The organism is Sphingomonas sp. 77B (assembly GCF_056497825.1).
In genome coordinates this window covers 902,315-922,385 of sequence record NZ_JBWMBY010000001.1, presented here as the reverse complement: position 1 = coordinate 922,385, position 20,071 = coordinate 902,315, and the positions used below count along the sequence as shown (strand labels likewise).

Below are 20,071 nucleotides of genomic sequence, written 5' to 3'. Positions count from 1 at the left end.
GATAATCGCGGATGGGGAGGATGTGATGCGCCTGGCAAAGGGAATCGCCGTCTTGGCGCTGGGGCTGGCGAGTCCGCTGGCCGCGCAGACGACGGCGGTGCCGAAGATCGTTGGCAAGGACGGTCGCCACGCACTGATCGTCGATGGCCGCCCCTTCCTGATGCTGGGCGCGCAGGTCAACAACTCCAGCAACTACGCCGCCGCGCTGCCGCAGGTCTGGCCGGTGCTGGACCGCATCCATGCCAACACGATCGAAATCCCCGTCGCCTGGCAGCAGATCGAGCCGGAGGAGGGGCGGTTCGACTTCACCTTCGTCCAGACCTTGCTCGACCAGGCGCGTGCGCATGACAAACGCGTCGTACTGCTGTGGTTCGCGACGTGGAAGAACACCTCGCCGGGCTATACCCCTGACTGGGTCAAGCTCGACAATCGCCGCTTTCCCCGGATGAAGACGCGCGACGGGAAGGATCATTATGCGCTGACCCCGATGGCGCGCACCACGCTGGAGGCGGACAAGCGCGCCTTCGTCCGGTTGATGGCCTATCTGAAGCAGCATGATCCGCAGAACACGGTCATCATGGTCCAGCCCGAGAATGAGGTCGGCAGCTATCGCAACCCGCGCGACTATTCGGCGGCGGCGCAGACTCTGTTCGACGCCGCCGTGCCCGAAGCGCTGACCCGCAGGCTGGGCAAGCCATCCGGCACTTGGCGGGCGGTGTTCGGCACGCAGGCCGACCGCGCGTTCAACACCTGGTATACGGCGCGCTACATCGAAGAGATCGTCGCGGCAGGCAAGGCGGTCAAGCCGCTGCCCATGTACGTCAACGCAGCCCTTGCGGGGCCGTCCAACGTGCCCGATCCCGACGGCGTGGCAAGCGGCGGGCCGCAGCAGGACGTGCTCGACATCTGGAAGGTTGCGGCCCCCTCGATCGAGGCCGAGGCGCCCGACATCTATGATCGGGCGAGCGCCAATGTTGTCGCATACCTGAAGGCCTATGCCCGGCCCGACAATCCACTGCTGGTGCCCGAGATCGGCAATGCGCGTGAGTTCGCCCGCTATTTCTACGAGGCGCTGGGGCGCGGGGCGATCGGCTTTGCGCCGTTCGGCATGGATGACACGGGCTTCTTCAACTATCCGCTCGGGGCCAAGGCGCTGGATGCCGCAACGCTCGACGCGTTCGCCGGACCCTATGCCGCCATCGGCGGCGTGATGCGCGACTGGGCCAAGGCGGCGTTCGAGCATCCGAGCTGGGGCACCGCCAGGCCCGATGACGGCAGCGATCGGGAGGGCGTTCTGGGCGACTGGCGTATCCGCGCGGAGTTCGGCCAGTGGCAGTTCGGCGAGAAGAGCTGGAGTTGGCTGAAGTCCGAGCCTGCGCCGTGGAAGGCGGAGCCGGTCGGCGGCATGGCGGTCGTGCAACTGTCGCGCGATGCGTTTCTGATGACCGGCGACCATGTCCGCGTCCGCTTCGAGCCGGCGACGCCCGACCCCAGAGCGATGATCGTCCGGGTCGAGGAAGGGCATTTCACCGACGGTCGCTGGGTGATGGACCGGGTGTGGAACGGCGACCAGACCGATTACGGCATCAACCTGATCGACCGTCCGGTCGTGCTGAAGGTCGTCATGGGCCGCTATCGCTGAACCGGGGGCAGGGTCAGCCGCATCGCGGTGCCCCGGCGCGCTTCCGCCAGGGTGAGCGTGCCGCCCGAACCCGCCAGCAGCGCGCGCGCGATCGACAGGCCCAGGCCGGTGCCGCCGCTGGTCCGGCGCGAAGTGAAGAAGGGCTCGAAGATGCGGCCCCGGTCGCCGGGCGGGATGCCGCTACCATTGTCGGCGACGGTGATGGCGATGGGGTCGCCCGCCTCGATGCAGAGGGTGATCGAGTCGGCGCCTGCCTGGACGCCATTCTCGATCAGCGTGGTCAGCACCGCCTCCAGCGTTTCGGGGGCGATCCCGGCGGGGAGGGCCAAGTCCTTCGCCTCGACGTGAACCACGATGCGGCGGGTGCGATGCGCATCGGCGAGCTTGGCGGCGATCGCGACGACATCGCAGGATCGATCCGCCGCCATGACGCTCATGTCCGCCCGCGCCAGATCGAGCAGGCGCGAGACGAGCAGGGTCAGCCGCTCCGCATCGGCATCGGCATTGGCGAGGAAGCGGTCGCGCTCCTCCGCCGACATGGCGGCTCCGTGATCCTGCAACAGCTCGATCGCGCCGCGAATGCCGGTCAGCGGCGTCTTGAACTCATGGCTGACCGCATGGGCGAAGTTGCGCAGATAGAGCGAGCGCGCCTCGATCGCCTGCGCCATGACGGCGAAGTCGCGGTAGAGATCCTGTATCTCGATCGCTGCCGTCGCGGGGATGGCGGGCACCGTGCCGCGCCCGGCGGCGACGTCGCGCGCGGCGTCCTGCAACTCCTCGATCGGGCGGGCGATACCGCGTGACAACAGGCCCGACAGCAGGATCAGCGTGCCCAGGATGGACAGCACGCCGATGACGATCTTGCCCCAGTCCTGATACAGCCCGACGAACAGCGACCGCGCCGAGCGCGACAGCAGCAGGACGCCGACCACCCGGCCGTTCACCATTATCGGCCGGGCATAATGAACCCGCGTCGCCGCCGCCCGTGACAACCAGTCGAAACGATAGATCGCCTTGTAGCGCGCATCCCGGCGCAGCACGGTGCGCGGCGTGCCGGTCAGCGCGGCGGCGACCTCGGGCAGGGCGGCATAGCTTCCCTGCCGCGTCGAACCGCTGACGATCCGCCCGTCCCGGTCGAGCAGGATGATCGAAGCCAGCGTCGCTTGCCGTGTGGCAGCCAGAACGGGGGTCAGGCGTGTGGCGGCGTCTTCCGCATCGCGGGTTGGTGGGGATGCAGGACGGGGCAGGGGGCGTTCGGGCAGGATCGGGGTGGCGCTGAGGTCGACGGCGGTCGCCGGGGCCGGGCCATAGGGGTTTGACGGCTCGGCTGGCCTATCCGCCACGCTCCGCCCCGGTGGCGCCTCCGGCCACAAGGCGGCGGCGCTGGCGGCGAGAGCGGCGCCTTGCGCGACCAGTTCCGCCTCGGTCTGGCGGACCAGTGTGTTCTCATAGACGCGCAAGCCGACCGCGCCGACGCCGGGCAGTGCGGCGACGAGGAAGAAACTGGCGAACAGATAGGTGCGCAACGACAGGCGCGGCCAGCGGCGCTTGGCCCATGTCTTGAGGGGTGCGATCACGCTGCCCCGCCGCTGCACGCCCCCAGCCGATAGCCGATGCCAGGGCGCGTCTCGATCACATCGCTCCCGCCATGCTCGGCGAATTTGGCGCGCAGGTTGCGGATATGACTGTCGATCGTCCGGTCAGTCACCGCAAAGCCCGGCCCGTGCAGCCGGTCGATGATCGCGTCGCGGCTGAACACCTTGCCCGGCATCACCGCCAGCGTGCGCAGGATCGAGAATTCGGTGACGGTCAGCGGCACCTCGACGTCCCCCCAGCGCGCCTGCCACCCTTCGATGTCGAGGCACAGTCGTGCCTGCCGGATCATGACGCCCGCATTTTCGACACTGGGCGGATGGGCATGGGTGCGGCGCAGGATCGCCATGACCCGCGCCACCACCTCGCGCGGGGAGAAGGGCTTCACGACATAATCGTCCGCACCCAGCTCGATCCCCAGCACCCGGTCGATCTCGTCGTCGCGCGACGACAGGAACAGGATCGGCGTCTCGCCCTGGCTGCGCAGGCGGCGACACACCTCCAGCCCGTCCATGCGCGGCATGTTGATGTCCAGCACGACGAGGTCGGGATGGTGCGCGGCGACCTCGGTCAGGGCCGTCTCTCCGTCCGCCGCCTCGATCGTGTCCAGCCCCGCCTTGCCGAGCGCGAAGACGAGCAGTTGGCGGATATTGGGATCATCATCGGCGACCAGGATCGTGCGGGGCATGGGGCACAGGATCATGGGCGGCGTCCTGCGTCAACGGGCGTGGGCGTGGGCGTGGGCGTGGGCAGCGACGGCGACGGCGGCGGGAAGGGCGCGCCGCCGCACTGGCGTTCATAGCGTCGCTCGGTGCGGGATCCGATCCGGCCGCGGGCAGCGGCCAGTCGCCGTGCGCCGCGCCAGGTCCAGCTATGCCAATCGGCCTGCTCGCGGATCAGGTCCGTGGCCACCTGGCCGATGACATAGCCGGTGCGTTCGCGGAGGATCGGCCCGGCGGCGCGGCGCTCCAGCGCGATCAACGGCAACAGCGCCGCCGGACCCGTTCGTTCGAGGTAGCAGAGGTCGATATCCCTGGCGGTGCGGGCGTGCGCCACATTCCAGCTGGCCGAGATCGCACCGAGGTCGCTCGCACATCCTGCGGTCAGCACCACGCCCGCCGCCAGCGCATTGGCGTTGACCAGCCAGCGGGCCGATAGCCCTCGCCACATCCGCCAGAGGATCAGCACCAAGCCAACGGCGACCAGGGCCATCCAGGCCAATGCCGCGATCCGCCACGGGGTCAGCGAGTAGACCGCGATATAGTCGATCGTCCGCAGGATGCTGGAGGCGACCAGCAGCACGTTCTGCGCGATCCAGAGCGTGACGAGGCGGCGCAGCACCGGCGTGTCTTCGGACCCGGCGGCGTACAGAACAAACCCGCCCGCCAGCAGCGCGGTCACGATCAGGGGGTAGGCGCCGCGATGCGCATAGTCCGCCAGCGTCACCCCCCGGGGCAACGGCGCGCCGCTCCACAAAAAGGCGAGGTCGAGGCCGTTCTGCACCGCAAAGATCAGGTTGAACGCGACCAGAGACAGGATCAGCGTCGTGCGCCGCAGGGGCGGGAGCGGCGGCGACGAATTCCGGCCAGCCATGCCGGGCGTAAGCAGGGTGCCGCGCGGCCGCAGGCTGGACCAGGTGAGCAGAAGGAAGGGCACCGAGAACAGCAATCGGCACAATATGTCCCGAAGGTCGGGAAAGCGGATCGCGGTAAAGGTGTCGTCGATCAGCGGATTGGCCTGCGCGAACAGGGCCAGGAACAGCGCGCTGCCCACCACGGGCACGACCAGCATCGCGGCGGCCGCGACCAGTTTCGGCCCGCTGCGGCCCCGCTCTATCCGGGACAGGCGCGCCGCGTCGCGTATCGGCGCGGCGAGGCTGAGGATGCCGTGGATGAGCAGCCGCCCCGCCGCATGGATCGCATCGTCGAAGCGGCGCAGCGGCAACAGCGTCGCCATGCCGATCGCGATCAGGAACATCAGGACCTTCAGCGGCCCCGGATCGTCGACCAGCATCAGTCCGAACAGCGTCGCCGCCGCGATCGCCGTCCGCGCCGATCGGCTGGCGCGGACATCGGGGCGGGTCAGCAGCAGGACGATGGTCCAGCCGAGTGCAAAGCCGCCCAGCGTCCATCCGGGTTCTTCGCCATAGAAAAACAGATGCGCCAGTCCGATCAGCGCGGCGCCGCCGATCAGCTTGAAGCGAAAGGTGAATGGTCCCGATGTCCTGGGCGTCATGCCGGTCTCCCTTGATCGGGCCGCTATGCCGGGGGCGGGTGGAGGGCAGCGGGTCGGATCGGCGCAATTCGCGCGCGAAAGCAGTGCAGAAACGATGCAGGCGGGCCGGTGCGCGCCTGTCGACAAATCGCTTTGCAGCATCGGATCAACGGCTTAGCGTCATGGATGACAAGATCATCATGGGAGTGTTCATGCAGCGTCGCCAGTTCCTCGCCTCCGCCAGCCTGGTCGCGGCGGCCGCCGCCACGCCGTCCTGGGGCAAGAACCCTCTGAGCGCGGGCGCGCGCGATGCGGAGCTGCGGGCGATGCTGGACCGTTTCTTTTACGCGCGGCTGGAGGACAGCCCGGAGCAGGCGACCTCGCTGGGCCTCGACACCGGGCCGCGTGCGCATCTGAAGGCGCGGCTGGGCGACGCCTCCCGGGCAGGCGAGCGGCGCGAGTTCGCGCGGGCCCGGCAGGAGCGTGCCCAGCTCGCCACCATCCCGCGCGATGCGCTGGGGGAGGGGGCGCGGCTCGACTATGATATCCTCGCCTATGGGCTGGACCGGGTAATCGCGGGCGAACGCTTTTCTTATGGGGCGAGCGCGGGACGCTATGCGCCTTATGTTCTCAGCCAGTTGTCGGGCGCCTATCGCGACGTGCCCGATTTCCTCAACGGCCAGCACCGTATCACCAATGCCGCCGATGCCGACGCCTATGTCGCACGGGTCGAGGCGTTCGGGTCGACGATCGACGCCGAAACCGAACGGCAGCGGGAGGACGCCGCCAAGGGGGTCTTCGCCCCCGACTATATCCTCGACACCACGCTCAAGCAGCTGGCGGCGGTGCGCGACAAGGCGCCCGAGGCGACCGGCCCGGCGGTGGATATCGCCGCCAAGCTGAAGGCGGCCAACCTGCCCCCTGAACGGGCGCAGGCGGTTGCGCGACTGATGGGCGAGCGGGTCTTCCCGGCGCTCGATCGGCAGCGCGCGCTCGTCACCGAATTGCGGGGCCGTGCGGTTCATGACGCGGGCGTCTGGCGGCTGCCGGACGGCGAGGCCTATTATACCGCCGCGGCCGCCGCAGCGACCACCACCGAGATTACCGGCGACGAGATCCACCGGCTCGGGCTGGCGCAGGTGGCGGAGATCGGCGCGCGCATCGACGGCATCCTGAAGGCGCAGGGCATGGCGCAAGGCAGCGTCGGCGAGCGGCTGGTCGCGCTGAACAAGCGGCCCGACCAACTCTATCCCAATACCGATCCGGGGCGCGAAGCCCTGCTCGAACAATTGCGGTCGCAGGTCGCGGCCATGACCCGGCGCCTGCCCGAACAATTCGCGGTCCTGCCCAAGGCGCCGGTCGAGATTCGCCGCGTGCCCGAAGCGATCCAGGCGGGCGCGCCGGGCGGCTATTACCAGTCGGCCTCGCTCGACGGGGCGCGGCCCGCCATCTATTACATCAATCTGCGCGACACGTTCGATCGGCCGAAGTTCGGGCTCGCGACGCTGACCTATCATGAGGCGGTGCCGGGCCATCACCTTCAGGTCATGTCGGCGCTGGAGAGCCAGGATATTCCGCTGATCCGCAGGCGCGGCTTCTATTCGGGCTATTCGGAAGGCTGGGCGCTCTATTCCGAACAGCTCGCCGACGAGATGGGGATGTATGAGGGCAATCCGTTGGGACAGGTCGGCTATCTGCAGTCGCTGTTGTTCCGCGCGACCCGCCTCGTCGTGGATTCGGGGATGCACGCCAAGCGCTGGAGCCGCGAGAAGGCGACCGACTATCTGATCGCCACCACAGGCATCGCACGCGGGCGCAGTCAGGGCGAGATCGACCGCTATACCGTCTGGCCGGGTCAGGCGTGCAGCTACAAGATCGGGCACACCGTCTGGACCCGCCTGCGCGATGAGGCGAAGGCCAGGGCGGGCGCGAAATGGGACCCCAAGGCCTTCCACCGTGTCCTGACGCTGGGCGCGATGCCGCTCGACGTGCTGGAACGCGTGGTGCGCGAGCGGATGGCGTAGGGCTTGGCCAATCGCGGTCGGGGCGGATAGGGTCGGTCGTGGAGGAAGATGCCCATGAACCTGTCCCGTTTCCTGTCCGCCCTGTCACTGCTCGCTCTGGTCGCCATGCTATCGCCGACCGGGGCGAGTGCTGCCGACAAGGATGCCATGCCGCGCAAGATCGGTGATTGGACACTGGCGCTCAGCGAGGATGGCGACGGGTGCTTCCTGACGCGCATCTATGACCGGCCGGGTGATACGACGTTGCTGCTGGGGCTGGACCGCGACGGATCGAACCATCTGACCGTGTTGAACGCGAATTGGTCGATCAAGCCCAAGGAGCGGCTGTCGCTTGACTTCAAGCTGACGAGCGGCGGCTATCCGAAGCATTTCGCCGTCGGGCTGGCGACGGACGAGAAGCAGGGATTCGTCACCAGCTTCGAAAAGCCGTTCCCGACCTATCTCGCCCAGTCGCTGGCGCTCAACATCGCGCGTGGCGACGTGCCGGTCGAACGCCTGTCGCTGGCGGGTAGCGGGGTTGCGATCGCAGCGCTTCGGGACTGTGTGGCGACGCTGAAGGCCCAGCCGGTCAAGGTGACCCGCCCCGATGAAGCGACGGACGGCATTCCGCGCGATCCGTTTGCCAGGAAAGCTCCGCGCAAACGTTGAACCCTGAACGGCATATTAACACGGAAAAGTATTCGACAAACAGAGTTTCAGTAAACATTTGGTCGAAAAACCGGCACGGTCGAACAGAAACAGGATTGTCGAACTTATCCGGCTCGGCTTCGTTGTTGCGGTTGGTTAACGACTGGATGAACAATTATGTCGGCTTTTGCATCTAAATCCCTTTTCGCTGTGGTCGCGCTGGCGGGTGCCGTCAGTCTTGGTGGCTGCGCGACGAAATCCTTCGTGCGGGAACAGATCGCCCCGGTAAGTCAGCGCGTCGACTCGCTCGAATCGCGGCTCCAGCAGACCGACGGTACGGCCAAGCAGGCCTTGGCCGAGGCACAGGCCGCGTCGGGCCAGGCGCAGCAAAATGGTCAGCGGCTCGACCAGCTCGGCGGTCGCGTCGACGGCGTCGAGCAGCGCCTGACCGTGCAGGAGCAGAAGCCAGCGCGGCGCCCGCGGCATTGATGCCGTCACACGGTAAGCCATAGACGAATGTGACCTGCCGTGCCGGTCCTTCCCCTTGATGGGGAGGGACCGGCCTTTTGCGTGAGTAAGCTCCCCCGATGAAATCCCTGATGGCGCCGCTGGTCGCGCTGACCTTGCTTTTCCCGGCAGCGGCTCCCGCCAGCGCGCCTAAGGCGACGGCGGCAAAATCGAAATCCAAGGCCAAGGCCAGGCCGAAGGTCGTGGCCGAAGCGCCGCCCCCGGTCATCCCGTCACCCGCCGCGCAGCGGGTCATCAACTGGGTAATGGGCGATCACGATAATCGTGGCTTGCCCTGGGCGGTCGTCGACAAGGTCCATGCGACCATCTTCCTGTTCGCCCCCGACGGCAAGCCGTTGGCCGCCGAGCCGGTGCTGATCGGCATCATGCCGGGCGACGACGCCAGTCCCGGCGTCGGGACCAAGACGCTGGCTTCGCTGGGTCCAGCCGAAAAGACGACGCCCGCCGGGCGCTATCTCGCCAAGTTCGGCCTGCCGGTCGCGGGCGAGCGAGTGCTGTGGGTCGACTATGCGACCTCGGTCGCGCTTCACCCGATCCCGAAGGATGCAGGGGCCAGGGAAAAGCGCCGCGAACGGATGCTGTCGCCGACCCCGGAGGACAATCGCATCACCTTCGGCTGCATCAATGTGCCCCAGGCCTTCTATGCCAGGCAGCTTCGCCCGACCTTCCGCAAGAAGGGCGGCTATGTCTACATCCTGCCCGATACCAAGACATTGGAGGAGGTGTTCCCGCGCCTCCACACCCAGGTCGCCGGCCAGGGGTAAAGCTGCCAACCGCTTGGGATGCGCATTTTGCAAGCCGTTCGGGCGGTGGCGCTGTCCCCAACAATGACGATCTGGTGAACGGTTGCAATCGACACCATCGATTTGCTGCGATAAGTCGGTGTGATGGCAGACATTCCTCAGACCCCGCTGCTCGACACGGTCCACACCCCCGACGACCTGCGTCGTCTGGCACCCGATCAGTTGCGGCAGCTCGCCGACGAGTTACGTACCGAGACGATCTCGGCCGTGGGCACCACCGGCGGGCATCTCGGCTCCGGGCTGGGGGTCGTCGAACTGACGGTCGCGCTCCATTATGTCTTCAATACGCCCGACGACCGGCTGATCTGGGACGTCGGGCATCAATGCTACCCGCACAAGATCCTGACCGGGCGGCGGGAGCGGATTCGCACCATTCGCCAGGGCGGCGGCCTGTCGGGTTTCACCAAGCGATCCGAGAGCGAGTACGACCCCTTCGGCGCGGCGCACAGCTCGACCTCGATCTCGGCCGCGCTCGGCTTTGCGGTTGCCAACAAGCTCGCGGGCACGCCGGGCAAGGGCATCGCGGTCATCGGCGACGGCGCGATGTCGGCGGGCATGGCCTATGAGGCGATGAACAATGCCGAGCAGGCGGGCAATCGCCTGGTCGTGATCCTGAACGACAACGACATGTCGATCGCCCCGCCGGTGGGTGGCCTGTCGGCATACCTGTCGCGCATGGTGTCGAGCCGCGAGTTCCTGGGCGTGCGCGACGTGCTGAAGAAGCTCGCCAAGCGCTTCCCGCGTCCGCTCCAGAAGGCGGCGCAGAAGACCGACGAGTTCGCGCGCGGCATGACCATGGGTGGCACGCTGTTCGAGGAGCTGGGCTTTTATTATGTCGGCCCGATCGACGGTCATAATCTCGACCATCTGATCCCGGTGCTGGAGAATGTTCGCGACGCCGAGGAAGGCCCGATCCTGATCCACGTCGTCACCAAGAAGGGCAAGGGCTATGCCCCGGCCGAGGCGGCGGCGGACAAATATCACGGCGTCCAGAAGTTCGATGTCATCACCGGCGCGCAGGCCAAGGCGCCGCCGGGGCCGCCCGCCTATCAGAATGTCTTCGGCGAGACGCTCGCGAAGGAAGCGGACAGCGATCCGCGTATCTGTGCGATCACGGCCGCCATGCCCTCGGGCACCGGGCTGGATCGATTCGCGCAGGCGCATCCCGAGCGCTTCTTCGACGTCGGCATTGCCGAACAGCACGCCGTGACCTTCGCCGCGGGTCTGGCGGCGCAGGGGATGCGGCCGTTCTGCGCCATCTATTCGACCTTCCTCCAGCGCGCTTATGACCAGGTGGTCCATGACGTGGCGATCCAGAACCTGCCGGTTCGCTTCGCGATTGACCGCGCGGGTCTGGTCGGTGCGGACGGCGCGACCCATGCGGGGTCGTTCGACGTCACCTATCTGGCCAGCCTGCCCAACATGGTGGTGATGGCCGCCGCCGACGAGGCGGAGCTGGTCCACATGGTCCACACCTGCGTCAACCATGACTCCGGGCCGATCGCGGTGCGTTATCCGCGCGGCAACGGCGTCGGCGTGGCGCTGCCCGAAACGCCGCAGCTGCTGGAGATCGGCAAGGGGCGTGTCGTGCGGGAGGGCAAGAAGGTCGCGATCCTGTCGCTGGGCACCCGCCTAGCCGAAGCGTTGCGCGCCGCCGACACGCTGGAGGCCAAGGGGCTGTCGACCTCGGTCGCCGATCTGCGCTTCGCCAAGCCGCTGGACGAGGCGCTGATCCGCCGGATGCTGACCACCCATGAGGTGGCGGTGACGATCGAGGAAAACGCGATCGGCGGCTTCGGCGCGCATGTCCTGACCATGGCGTCGGACGAAGGGCTGATCGACGGCGGGCTGAAGCTGCGCACCATGCGCCTGCCCGACGTCTTCCAGGATCAGGACAAGCCAGAGGTGCAATATGCCCAGGCTGGCCTCGATGCCGATGCGATCGTCGAGACGGTGCTGAAGGCGCTGCGCCACAACAGCGCCAATGTCACGGAAGGCGCGCGGGCGTGATCCGTGGCTGGACCGCCGTCATCGTCTTCACGACGTTGGCGGTGGTCATGATGATCGGTGTGAACGTGCGCATGTGGCGGCGAATGAAGGCGGCGACCGCAGCGGCGAAAGCCGAAGCGGAGCGGGAAGCGATCGATGCCGAAGAAGAGCCCTATTCCCGTTCAGCCTGAGCGAAGTCGAAGGCCACGGACGTACCTGAAAGCCAAGCTGTTCCCCGGCGAAGGCCGGGGCCCAGTTTCGGCGCGATTGCAATGGCGTGGTGAATAGGCGTGGGAGGCCTCGCCATCGATCGCCATGGCCTCCCACGCAATGCCGCTATTCCCTCTTACCTTCGTCGAGACTGGACCCCGGCCTTTGCCGGGGAGCACCAACTGGTGAGGTCTTCGCGTGGCCTTCGACTTCGCTCAGGCCGAACGGAGGTTGGTGGTAATGCCACCTCAACTCCGTTCACGCTGAGCGAAGTCGAAGCGCACGCCCCGACATCCGCCCCGCTTCGCTCACCGTCCCAGATAATGCGCCTGCGCCGCGTCGGTGGCGTTCACCGCCAGTACCGCGCGCGCATCACTCGGCGATAAAGGCCCGGATGGCGACGGCCGATCCGTTCCACTCGCGGCGATCACCCGGCCGAGCAGTTCCTGCCCTTCCTGCCACCAGCCGAGACCACTGGCGGCATTGATATGCCCCTGATGCCCGGCATCGACGAAATGACTGCCCCAGTCGACCGCCAGGCTGTGCGCGCGGTCGATCGAGATCCACGGATCGTCCTGGCTGGCAACGAGGATCGAGGGGAAGGGGAGCGGCGTTCGCGGCGACGGCGCAAAGCCCTTCAACGCTTCGGGCGCGTCGGCGCGGTCGACATCGGCGGGCGCGACCAGCAGGGCGCCCGCGACCGGCCAGCCATAGGGCTGCGGCGACAGCTCCGCCCACCAGGCGACCGCCAGGCAACCCAGCGAATGCGCGGCCAGGATCACCGGCGCCTGCGCCTGCCGGATCGCCTGATCCAGCCGCGTGACCCAGGCGTTGCGATGCGGGGTCGACCACATGCCGAGTTCGACGCGGATCGTATCGGGCCGCGCCTCTTCCCACAGGGATTGCCAGTGCGAGCGGCCCGAGCCGCCGAGACCGGGGACGGTGAGGACCGTGGGCTTGCGGGCCTCATAGGATGCGAACGAACCCATATGGCATCTCCTCGATAGCGGAGTGGGTTCGCGGGCTAGGCGTGATGCCTGACCGACTCCCGCTCCATGGCTTGAACATATTCCTATCAATCTAATAGGCAATAGGTGATGCGCCCGGCGGAAGATCGCTTGCGACGGGCCGAGGCGGCTTGTAGGGGCGGGCGATGGCCAAGCAGCGTGTCGACCAGATGCTCGTGGATCGCGGACTCGTGGAATCCCGGTCCCGCGCGCAGGCGCTGGTGATGGCGGGCCTCGTCTTTTCGGGCGAGACGAAGATCGCCAAGCCCGGTCAGCAGCTGGCCGAGGATGCCGTGCTCGACGTGCGCGGGCGCGATCATCCCTGGGTGTCGCGCGGGGGGATCAAGCTGGCGCACGGGCTGGAGCATTTCGGCTGGGACGTAACCGATGCGGTCGCGATCGATGTGGGCAGCTCGACCGGCGGCTTTACCGACGTCCTCCTGCAAAAGGGTGCCGCACGCGTCTATGCGGTCGATAGCGGCACCAACCAGCTCGCCTGGTCGCTGCGTCAGGACCCGCGCGTCATCGTCCATGAACAGACCAGCGCGCGCATCCTGACCGAGGTGCATATCCCCGAGCCGGTCGACATCATCGTGTGCGACGCCAGCTTCATCGGGCTGGCCAAGGTGCTGGAGCGGCCCTTGAGCTTCGCCAGGCCCGGCGCACGGCTGCTCGCGCTCATCAAGCCGCAGTTCGAGGCGGGGCGTGAGGAAGTCGGGAAGGGCGGTGTGGTCCGTGACCCGGCGGTGCATCAGCGGGTGTGCGATCAGGTGGTCGCATGGCTGACCGAAAGCGACTGGCATGTCGCGGGCGTGACCCGGAGCCCGATCACCGGGCCGGAGGGAAATATCGAGTTTTTGGTGGCCGCTTCCCGAAATTGAACGGGTTAGGGCACGATAGCGTTGACCTTTCCGTTTACTGCGCCCCGACCCTGGGGCAGATCGACGGGTATCATGACGAAAGAGGAACGAGTGGGCACGATCGCGTCTAAGGGGCAGTTGCGCATGTCATTCCTGCGCTGGGCGGTCGTGATCGTTCCGCTGATCCTGCTGCTGGGCTTCGCCTCGGGGCGGACGGTGCCTTCGGGCAGCGAGAATGGCTGGTATGTCGCGCTGACCAAGCCCGAGTTGAACCCGCCCGGCTGGGTCTTCCCGGTCGTGTGGACGACGCTCTATATCCTGATCGGACTGGCGCTGGCGATGATCGTCCATGCGCGCGGGGCGAAGGGGCGGGGTGTCGCGATCGGTCTGTTCGCCGCGCAGTTCCTGCTCAACCTGTCCTGGACGCCGCTGTTCTTCGGCGCGCACAAGGTCGGCCCCGCGCTGTTCGTCATCATCGCCATCCTGATCCTGTCGATCGTCACGACCGTCGCTTTTTCGCGTATTCGCAAGGGCGCGGCGTGGTTGATGCTGCCTTATCTGGTGTGGCTGTCCTTTGCCGGCGTGCTCAACTGGCGGATCGATCAGCTCAATCCGGGCGCGGAAAGGCTTGTGCCGGGGGCGCAGACCTCCCAAATGCTGTGAAACGAATTTTGGGAATTTGATATGCAGGCCGACAACAAGCTGTTCGACGATTTCGCCAAGGTGATGAACGGCCTGGCGGGCACCGTGGCGGGCATGGGCCGCGAGGCCGAGGCGAGTGCCCGGACCCGTGCGCGCGAATGGATCGGCGGGCTGGATTTCGTCAGCCGCGAAGAGTTCGAGGTCGTCAAGGCGATGGCCGTGGCCGCGCGCGACGAGGCGGATGCGTTGAAGGCGCGCCTCGATGCGCTGGAAGAGCGCATGAACGGCACGACCGGCGGCACGACGATCGGGGCGGAATCCTGACCGGCCTGATATCTGAACGGCGTCTGTCCGGCCCGTATGGCCGGACAGCTATCCACAGATTTCAGCATCCGGCGGCTTGCGGCCCGGCCCCGCGCAGTGCAACCTGCGCTGGTCTGGGTTTGTTCGCAAGGGCCTGTGATGCTTGAATCGACCGATCATGAAGCCGAAGAATCGGCCCCCATCGACATGCTGGAGGCCTATTTCGCCGCGCATGGATGGGAGCATGAACGCCACGACGAGGAAATCGTCGCGACGGTCAAGGGCAGCTGGGCCAGCTACGAACTCCGTGCGCTCTGGCGCGACGATGACAGCGTCCTGCAATTCCTGGCTTTTCCCGACATTAAGGTGACGGAAGACCGCCGTGCCAGCATCTATGAGGCGCTGGCGCTGGTCAACGAACAGCTGTGGATCGGCCATTTCGAGCTGTGGTCCAACAGCGGCATCCTGCTCTATCGCCACGCCGCGATGGTCGATGGCGGCGAGGACGGCACCATCTCGCTCTCCGCCACCGAATTGCTGGTCGAATCGGCGATCGAGGAGTGCGAACGCTTCTATCCCGTCTTCCAGTTCGTCCTGTGGGGCGGCAAGACCCCGCGCGAGGCACTGGCCGCCGCGCTGATCGAAACCCAGGGCGAGGCGTGAGTTTCCCGTCCGGCCCGATCTGGCTGATCGGCTGCGGCAATATGGCGGGGGCGATGCTCCGCCGCTGGCTGGCCGAAGGGCTGGATCACGCGCAAGTCACCGTCATTACCCGAAGTGGAATGCGCGCGCCCGAGGGCGTCCGCTCGCTGACGGCACTGCCGGTCGACGAGACGCCCGCGATCCTGATGCTGGGGTTCAAGCCGCAGCAGCTGGACGACATTGCCCCGACGCTGGCGCATCTGAACCCCGCGATCCTGCTGTCGATCCTGGCCGGGGTGGAGGAACAGGCGCTGGCCAGCCGTATCCCGGCGGGTGCGGTGGTGCGGATGATGCCCAACCTGCCGGTCGCGATCGGGCAGGGGGTGACGGCGCTCTACACCCGCTCCACCGATCCAACCGTCCGCGCCGCCGCCGAGGCACTGGCTCGCCCGCTGGGCCTTGCCCCCTGGGTGGAGGACGAAGCGCGCTTCGATGCCGTCACCGCGCTGGCGGGATGTGGCCCTGCCTTCGTGTTCCGCTTCATCGATGCCATGGCGCAGGCTGGTGTCGGGCTGGGGCTATCGCCCGAACTGGCGCAGCAGCTTGCGCTGGCGACCGTCGACGGGGCAGGGGCCATGGCGATCACAGCCGATGCCCCGCCCGCCGTGCTGGCGGATCGGGTGGCCAGTCCCGGTGGTTCGACGCGCGAAGGGCTGAAGGTGCTCGACGCGGGCGACGCGCTTAAACGCCTCATGGCCGATACGCTGACGGCCTCGGAACGGCGCAATCGCGAAATGGCAGCCGCCGCGCGACGCTGACACAGCCGCCAATTTCGGAAGTAAGGACACCCGGAAGACGGGATGTCTGTACATTCCTCCCCTGCAAGGGGAGGGGGGCCAGCGAAGCTGGTGGAGGGGTGTCCCCGTTTCGAGAGCATGACACCCTACCGTCTAGACCGTGATGACGTTGCGTTGAACCAAGGCGAGCCCCTCCCCTTCAGGGGAGGGGTTGGGGTGGGGCCTCGCCACGGGTCGCACGCTTGCGGATGAGGGGTGACAGGACAGGCTGGAGTAGACGGGATCAGGTGGGATCATCCGGGATTTGGTGAGCCAATGGCGGTTTTCCGGGACTTTCCACCGATCATCGGCGGCGCGGCGCGGGCGCTGGGTTGTCAAGAGTCGTGGGGCAAATTGACAGGTCCTGGACAAGAGCAGCTGGAGTCGGGCGCGGCGGCGGCGCGGGCCTCTTAGACACCTCTGAGTGACGGAAAAGTGGGCTTTCAGCGACCTCTTAGAGGATCGCGCTGCCACGATCGGCGACCGTTTATGCATAAAGAAGTGGGACCCAGCCGGTCCCACTTACCCGCAAAGCCGCATAAAGTGGGTAGTCATTGATTTAACGCGATTTTATAGTCTGCCCCGCGTCGGTGCAGCATTTCATTCGTGGATTAAGTGGGACCCATTTTTGCGGCCAGGTACATCGCCGACCAGCAGCGTCGCGCCGCATCCTGATCGAAGCCGACGCTTCCCGCTGCGTCGATCATAGCCGTACTGGGCTCGCCGATCGCGGCAAGCGCCGCTTCAGCTGCTGGTAAATAGCTTACCCACATCGGCCGCCCCTCGAACCGTATGTCAGGCGAATGCCCTTCGGCGATGCAAAGGGCACGGGCTATCCGTTCGAGGGGCGGCTTTGCGGTTCGCCCAGCCATCTTATAGCGGCGGTCGCTGGAGGGTCTTCACAGGACAGTGTCGGATGACGCGGGCCCACGCCTGTTGGGTGCCGTTGACCTTTATGCCAACCGTCAGGCTGCGGGACGGCACATGGGCGGTGAACGTGGCATATTTTGACGGGCCAAGCGCCGCGATGATCGAACGAGACGTCTCGGGTGAAGCATGAAGGCCGCGCTGCAAAACGTCTTTGGGATCGGCCTTGACGAATACGTACGGCTTTTCATCCGGCTCAGAGTCGGCGTCACGCACCGGCCCTATCGTCAAGGCGGTCGTCGTGGGAAATTCGACGTCCTGCCACTCCACCACGAACTCCGGTTTGCCAGCAACACAGCGCATTGAGAGGGTCACGTACGGATCATCTTTTTCAATGTGAGTTTGGAAAGCATACACCTCCCGCTCGCCAGTGTTATTGTCTGTGGTGTCGCTGACGTACCAGTCGCCCTCGTATTTACGATCGGGCACCTGAGGTGTGCTGATCGCAATCAAAGCGACCAAAGCCGTGAAAGCCATGCTGTCCCCCTTTTAAATTGGCCGCATGAAGGTGCTTAGAATGCGACCAACCAAATGATAGCCGTCGTCTCCGTCTGCGATTTTGGATGGCGCAATTGCAAGTTCGTGGGTTTGGTAATCGCCATCCGGGCTAAACGACTTGATGCCCGCCGATGCAAGAGCATCAGCGACCACCGAAAAACGACCGATCACGATGCTGCCGTTGTATCGCCAGAGGCATAGGTGGCCTTCAGCCAGTTCCGCCGCCTCAATAGAACGGCAAAGAACCATCATGCCTTCGTGCAGATCGGCGGCGCGATAGTCACTTAGCAGCCTGGTCAGCCATAGGCCCGAGGTCGTGCGGACATTCGTGCTCAACCAATCGCGGCGGACTGGCGTCGTCAGCTCAGGCAGGCCCAAGGAATGGTCCTCGACATTCCGCAGGTCATACAAAGGAACGTCGATCCAGTCGGCGTCGGAGGCGTCTGTGAGAGCCCCGCGTGACACCACTGTGCGCCCGGTTAGGAGCCATTCTACGTTTGTAGAAAGGGCTTCAGCCAAACGTGGAACCACCTCAACCGGGTAAGCTCGGTCGCCAGGCCAGTAATTGCCCATGCTTGAGCGTTTGATACCCGCCCGATCCGCCACATCCGTCTGACTTAGATCAAGTTCCTGCGCACGAGCGCGAACGCGCGACGCCATTGATTTCGCGAATGTGTCTTGACTGTCCGTTTTTGTGGTCCCATGGTCCACGAATGTGGATTTTAACTCAGAGGCAGGCATGAGCGAGGTTCTTCATCGGGAGGATGTGAAGGCGGCGCTTCGTAAGCGTCACGGCACTGTGACTGCCTTTGCGCAGCACAAGGGTCTGAAGCCCCAGCAGGTGAACGACTGGATGCGCGGACGCACCAGCGCAGTCGTTGCCCGCGCCGTGGCCGAAGAGCTGGGGGTGGAGGCTCTCCATCATGCTGCGTCCTTGTCCATAAATGTGGACCATAGACGGAAATCGGGACACAGGCATCGTCAAAATGGGACGGCGAATTGAACATGGCCGCCCCCCTGCACGAAGAGGCGCTGGCCGACTTCATTCTGATCCGCACTGACGAGATCGACGCGGTGGATCGCTTGCGTCCGATCGATATGGTTTGGGCCGAAGCACTCGGCCAAGTCATGGCACGCGAAGGCCAGGACACCCCGATCCAAGTCTGCCGCCTGCCGGGCAAAAATCGATGGACGCTGGTTGTTGGTGCGCATCGTCTGGAAGGCGCGAAGTCCGCAGAGATAGAATATCTCAAGGCCGAGGTCGTCAGCGCCGACCGCGATGACCGCCGGTTGCGCGAAGTCCGCGAAAATCTGTGGCGTTCGGACCTAGCACCTGTTGATCGTGCGGCGTTCATCGCAGAAGCAGTTGCCATTCATAAGCGCCGCGCCGGTATCGACCCCGCCGCTGACGGGCGTGTTGGATCGGCGGCGGCGCGTTGGCAAAAAGCCGTAAAAGATGAGGCGGTTGATGCAACCGCCACGATGGCGGTTGTATATGGCTTCACCGACCAGATCGCGTCTGATTTGGGTTTGTCGCCTCGAACTGTCGAGCGTGACCTCATGCTCTACCGCCGGTTGGCTCCCTCCATCGTGGAGCGGCTGCGGGCGGCACGTCATCCGATCCTGAAGAACGCGACCCAGCTGCGCGCACTCGCCAAGCTGGAGGGTGCTGACCAGGCGAAGGCGCTCAATGCGCTGGTCGGGGATGCGGGCGAGGAACCGTGCAAGACGGTGGCCGACGCGATCAAGCGGACGAAGCCGCCCCGTGCGCCAGTCCAGCCGGATCAGAAGCGGTTCAACAGCGTGATCGATACGCTGGCCCGCATGAGTGCGGCCGAGCGGCTGGCGCTGTTCCAGAGCCCGCAGTTTCATGATGCGATCCCCGCTGAGGCGCAGCGCCTGCTGGCCCCGCTGCGGCGCGGCCCGATGAAGGATGCGGCATGACCCCGCTGCACGCCCGCGTCCTGGACAATGTGCGCGAAGCGATCGCGGTTGGTGGGCTGACGCCGACGATCGCGGACGTCGCGAAGCTGACGGACACGCCCTACGGCACCGCCCTTTATGCTGTGCGCGCGCTGGTCGAAGCCGGGCTGCTGGCCAAGGAGAAGTCGGGCCGTGGCCTGCGCCTGGCCGATGCCCCCGATCTGCGCGGGGTCGCCACCGACGAACTGGCGGGCGAACTTGCCCGGCGCGGCGTCACGCTGGCCAGCCTGGACCGCACCGCACCGCGCGCGCTGGGCCGGGTCGTCACTTGCGCGGCGGATAGCTGCGCAGTCGCGGTCGAGCGCGGGCACCTGATGTGTCGCCAGCATTGGTTCGCGCTGCCGCCCACGCTGCGGGAGCGGATCACACGCAGCAATGCGCGCCGTGACCGCGACGCTTTTGCACGCGCCGTCACCGAGGCGCGCGACCTGATCGATTCTGGAAAATGGAGGAAGCAGTGAGCCACGGATATGGACTGACCCCACGCGAGGAAGCTGCGGTCGTGCGGCTGGAAGCAGGCGAGTCCAAGGAAAGCGTCGCGGCGGCGTTGGGGCTGAGCCACCAGATGGTTGCCTATTACGCCAGCCATTTCGTCGTGAACGAGAACGTTCTGACGCGGTTCGAGCGCGCCACGCGGCGGAGTGACGCGCGCTACCGCGCCGCGCTGGCGGCATCAGGTGGAAGCTACGCGTGATGGAAGCCGAGGTGGTCCCATTCCCGGCCCGCCGTCCGGCCCCGGCCAA

22 protein-coding genes are annotated in these 20,071 nt (G+C 66.2%); 16 read left to right on the top strand and 6 right to left on the bottom strand.

Annotation, left to right across the window (positions count from 1 at the left end):
* The first annotated feature begins 25 nt into the window (after nt 1-25).
* Entirely contained in the window at nt 26-1,642 is a 1,617-nt protein-coding gene (locus tag AC1GI4_RS04330; RefSeq protein WP_479628695.1) for a DUF5597 domain-containing protein, read from the top strand.
* Here AC1GI4_RS04330 and AC1GI4_RS04325 read toward each other — a convergent pair.
* From AC1GI4_RS04325 to AC1GI4_RS04315, 3 genes are read right to left on the bottom strand one after another with little or no spacing between them, the layout of a single operon-like run.
* Entirely contained in the window at nt 1,633-3,219 is a 1,587-nt protein-coding gene (locus tag AC1GI4_RS04325; protein ID WP_479628694.1) for a sensor histidine kinase, read from the bottom strand. The two genes, AC1GI4_RS04330 and AC1GI4_RS04325, sit on opposite strands and share 10 nt — an antisense overlap.
* On the bottom strand, nt 3,216-3,938 hold the full coding sequence (locus AC1GI4_RS04320; protein ID WP_479628693.1) for a response regulator transcription factor: 723 nt from the start codon (nt 3,936-3,938) through the stop codon (nt 3,216-3,218). The genes AC1GI4_RS04325 and AC1GI4_RS04320 overlap by 4 nt, the downstream gene beginning before the upstream one ends.
* Complete coding sequence (locus AC1GI4_RS04315; RefSeq protein ID WP_479628692.1) at nt 3,935-5,470, bottom strand: DUF4153 domain-containing protein; 1,536 nt, start codon at nt 5,468-5,470, stop codon at nt 3,935-3,937. The genes AC1GI4_RS04320 and AC1GI4_RS04315 overlap by 4 nt, the downstream gene beginning before the upstream one ends.
* Nucleotides 5,471-5,661: 191 nt before the next feature.
* Between AC1GI4_RS04315 and AC1GI4_RS04310 the strand changes: the two genes are divergently transcribed.
* From AC1GI4_RS04310 to AC1GI4_RS04285, 6 genes are all read left to right on the top strand, one after another.
* The gene (locus AC1GI4_RS04310) at nt 5,662-7,473 is read left to right on the top strand and encodes a DUF885 domain-containing protein (protein ID WP_479630347.1); all 1,812 of its coding nucleotides are present in this window, start codon (nt 5,662-5,664) and stop codon (nt 7,471-7,473) included.
* Nucleotides 7,474-7,527: 54 nt separating this feature from the next.
* Nucleotides 7,528-8,121: a hypothetical protein gene (locus tag AC1GI4_RS04305; RefSeq protein WP_433910971.1), complete on the top strand. Its 594-nt coding sequence runs from the start codon at nt 7,528-7,530 to the stop codon at nt 8,119-8,121.
* A 156-nt stretch (nt 8,122-8,277) separates the two neighbouring features.
* Nucleotides 8,278-8,589 (top strand): hypothetical protein, encoded by a 312-nt coding sequence (locus AC1GI4_RS04300; protein ID WP_479628691.1) that lies wholly within the window; start codon nt 8,278-8,280, stop codon nt 8,587-8,589.
* A 98-nt stretch (nt 8,590-8,687) separates the two neighbouring features.
* Nucleotides 8,688-9,392, top strand: coding sequence for a hypothetical protein (locus AC1GI4_RS04295; RefSeq protein WP_479628690.1), 705 nt, complete (start codon nt 8,688-8,690; stop codon nt 9,390-9,392).
* Nucleotides 9,393-9,515: 123 nt separating this feature from the next.
* Nucleotides 9,516-11,441, top strand: a complete 1,926-nt coding sequence (gene dxs, locus AC1GI4_RS04290) for a 1-deoxy-D-xylulose-5-phosphate synthase (protein WP_433910968.1) — start codon at nt 9,516-9,518, stop codon at nt 11,439-11,441.
* Nucleotides 11,438-11,611 (top strand): hypothetical protein, encoded by a 174-nt coding sequence (locus tag AC1GI4_RS04285; protein ID WP_479628689.1) that lies wholly within the window; start codon nt 11,438-11,440, stop codon nt 11,609-11,611. The genes dxs and AC1GI4_RS04285 overlap by 4 nt, the downstream gene beginning before the upstream one ends.
* A 327-nt stretch (nt 11,612-11,938) precedes the next feature.
* Here the strand turns inward: AC1GI4_RS04285 and AC1GI4_RS04280 are convergent, their stop codons facing one another.
* The gene (locus AC1GI4_RS04280) at nt 11,939-12,619 is read right to left on the bottom strand and encodes an RBBP9/YdeN family alpha/beta hydrolase (protein WP_433910966.1); all 681 of its coding nucleotides are present in this window, start codon (nt 12,617-12,619) and stop codon (nt 11,939-11,941) included.
* 164 nt (nt 12,620-12,783) lie between these two features.
* On the opposite strand from AC1GI4_RS04280, the gene AC1GI4_RS04275 reads away from it, so the two are divergent.
* The 5 genes from AC1GI4_RS04275 to proC all read left to right on the top strand — a co-directional run bounded on the left by AC1GI4_RS04275 (nt 12,784) and on the right by proC (nt 15,902).
* Nucleotides 12,784-13,518 carry a TlyA family RNA methyltransferase gene (locus AC1GI4_RS04275; RefSeq protein WP_294275015.1) on the top strand — a complete coding sequence of 245 codons (735 nt, stop codon included), beginning with the start codon at nt 12,784-12,786 and terminating at the stop codon, nt 13,516-13,518.
* Nucleotides 13,519-13,590: 72 nt separating this feature from the next.
* Complete coding sequence (locus tag AC1GI4_RS04270; protein WP_479628688.1) at nt 13,591-14,160, top strand: TspO/MBR family protein; 570 nt, start codon at nt 13,591-13,593, stop codon at nt 14,158-14,160.
* Nucleotides 14,161-14,181: 21 nt separating this feature from the next.
* Nucleotides 14,182-14,463 carry an accessory factor UbiK family protein gene (locus tag AC1GI4_RS04265; protein ID WP_294275017.1) on the top strand — a complete coding sequence of 94 codons (282 nt, stop codon included), beginning with the start codon at nt 14,182-14,184 and terminating at the stop codon, nt 14,461-14,463.
* Nucleotides 14,464-14,601: 138 nt separating this feature from the next.
* The gene (locus AC1GI4_RS04260; protein WP_175312383.1) at nt 14,602-15,105 is read left to right on the top strand and encodes a type III secretion system chaperone family protein; all 504 of its coding nucleotides are present in this window, start codon (nt 14,602-14,604) and stop codon (nt 15,103-15,105) included.
* Nucleotides 15,102-15,902 carry a pyrroline-5-carboxylate reductase gene (proC, locus tag AC1GI4_RS04255; protein ID WP_479628687.1) on the top strand — a complete coding sequence of 267 codons (801 nt, stop codon included), beginning with the start codon at nt 15,102-15,104 and terminating at the stop codon, nt 15,900-15,902. The genes AC1GI4_RS04260 and proC overlap by 4 nt, the downstream gene beginning before the upstream one ends.
* An 891-nt stretch (nt 15,903-16,793) precedes the next feature.
* Here proC and AC1GI4_RS04250 read toward each other — a convergent pair.
* Both AC1GI4_RS04250 and AC1GI4_RS04245 read right to left on the bottom strand, forming a co-directional pair.
* Nucleotides 16,794-17,324: a hypothetical protein gene (locus AC1GI4_RS04250; RefSeq protein ID WP_479628686.1), complete on the bottom strand. Its 531-nt coding sequence runs from the start codon at nt 17,322-17,324 to the stop codon at nt 16,794-16,796.
* A gap of 12 nt (nt 17,325-17,336) precedes the next feature.
* On the bottom strand, nt 17,337-18,056 hold the full coding sequence (locus AC1GI4_RS04245) for a helix-turn-helix domain-containing protein (RefSeq protein WP_479628685.1): 720 nt from the start codon (nt 18,054-18,056) through the stop codon (nt 17,337-17,339).
* A gap of 28 nt (nt 18,057-18,084) precedes the next feature.
* Between AC1GI4_RS04245 and AC1GI4_RS04240 the strand changes: the two genes are divergently transcribed.
* Genes AC1GI4_RS04240 through AC1GI4_RS04225 form a run of 4 tightly spaced genes read left to right on the top strand, consistent with a single transcriptional unit; the run spans nt 18,085 to nt 20,022 of the window.
* On the top strand, nt 18,085-18,348 hold the full coding sequence (locus AC1GI4_RS04240; RefSeq protein WP_479628684.1) for a helix-turn-helix domain-containing protein: 264 nt from the start codon (nt 18,085-18,087) through the stop codon (nt 18,346-18,348).
* A 2-nt stretch (nt 18,349-18,350) separates the two neighbouring features.
* A complete protein-coding gene (locus tag AC1GI4_RS04235) occupies nt 18,351-19,289 on the top strand; it encodes a ParB N-terminal domain-containing protein (RefSeq protein WP_479628683.1) in 939 nt (312 codons plus the stop codon).
* Nucleotides 19,286-19,789, top strand: a complete 504-nt coding sequence (locus tag AC1GI4_RS04230; protein WP_479628682.1) for a winged helix DNA-binding protein — start codon at nt 19,286-19,288, stop codon at nt 19,787-19,789. The genes AC1GI4_RS04235 and AC1GI4_RS04230 overlap by 4 nt, the downstream gene beginning before the upstream one ends.
* On the top strand, nt 19,786-20,022 hold the full coding sequence (locus AC1GI4_RS04225; RefSeq protein ID WP_197939182.1) for a hypothetical protein: 237 nt from the start codon (nt 19,786-19,788) through the stop codon (nt 20,020-20,022). Before AC1GI4_RS04230 ends, AC1GI4_RS04225 begins: the two co-directional genes overlap by 4 nt.
* Nucleotides 20,023-20,071: the final 49 nt, after the last annotated feature.

Bases quoted from the DNA above. Each gene is read 5' to 3' on its own strand.
- AC1GI4_RS04330 (WP_479628695.1), top strand. From the start codon at position 26: ATGCGCCTGGCAAAGGGAATCGCCGTCTTGGCGCTGGGGCTGGCGAGT.
- AC1GI4_RS04295 (WP_479628690.1), top strand. From the start codon at position 8,688: ATGAAATCCCTGATGGCGCCGCTGGTCGCGCTGACCTTGCTTTTCCCG.
- AC1GI4_RS04270 (WP_479628688.1), top strand. From the start codon at position 13,591: ATGACGAAAGAGGAACGAGTGGGCACGATCGCGTCTAAGGGGCAGTTG.
- AC1GI4_RS04235 (WP_479628683.1), top strand. From the start codon at position 18,351: ATGGCCGCCCCCCTGCACGAAGAGGCGCTGGCCGACTTCATTCTGATC.
- AC1GI4_RS04310 (WP_479630347.1), top strand. From the start codon at position 5,662: ATGCAGCGTCGCCAGTTCCTCGCCTCCGCCAGCCTGGTCGCGGCGGCC.
- AC1GI4_RS04300 (WP_479628691.1), top strand. From the start codon at position 8,278: ATGTCGGCTTTTGCATCTAAATCCCTTTTCGCTGTGGTCGCGCTGGCG.
- AC1GI4_RS04315 (WP_479628692.1), bottom strand. From the start codon at position 5,470: ATGACGCCCAGGACATCGGGACCATTCACCTTTCGCTTCAAGCTGATC.
- AC1GI4_RS04250 (WP_479628686.1), bottom strand. From the start codon at position 17,324: ATGGCTTTCACGGCTTTGGTCGCTTTGATTGCGATCAGCACACCTCAG.
- AC1GI4_RS04280 (WP_433910966.1), bottom strand. From the start codon at position 12,619: ATGGGTTCGTTCGCATCCTATGAGGCCCGCAAGCCCACGGTCCTCACC.
- dxs (WP_433910968.1), top strand. From the start codon at position 9,516: ATGGCAGACATTCCTCAGACCCCGCTGCTCGACACGGTCCACACCCCC.
- AC1GI4_RS04305 (WP_433910971.1), top strand. From the start codon at position 7,528: ATGAACCTGTCCCGTTTCCTGTCCGCCCTGTCACTGCTCGCTCTGGTC.
- AC1GI4_RS04230 (WP_479628682.1), top strand. From the start codon at position 19,286: ATGACCCCGCTGCACGCCCGCGTCCTGGACAATGTGCGCGAAGCGATC.
- AC1GI4_RS04265 (WP_294275017.1), top strand. From the start codon at position 14,182: ATGCAGGCCGACAACAAGCTGTTCGACGATTTCGCCAAGGTGATGAAC.
- AC1GI4_RS04240 (WP_479628684.1), top strand. From the start codon at position 18,085: ATGAGCGAGGTTCTTCATCGGGAGGATGTGAAGGCGGCGCTTCGTAAG.
- AC1GI4_RS04320 (WP_479628693.1), bottom strand. From the start codon at position 3,938: ATGATCCTGTGCCCCATGCCCCGCACGATCCTGGTCGCCGATGATGAT.
- AC1GI4_RS04275 (WP_294275015.1), top strand. From the start codon at position 12,784: ATGGCCAAGCAGCGTGTCGACCAGATGCTCGTGGATCGCGGACTCGTG.
- AC1GI4_RS04260 (WP_175312383.1), top strand. From the start codon at position 14,602: ATGCTTGAATCGACCGATCATGAAGCCGAAGAATCGGCCCCCATCGAC.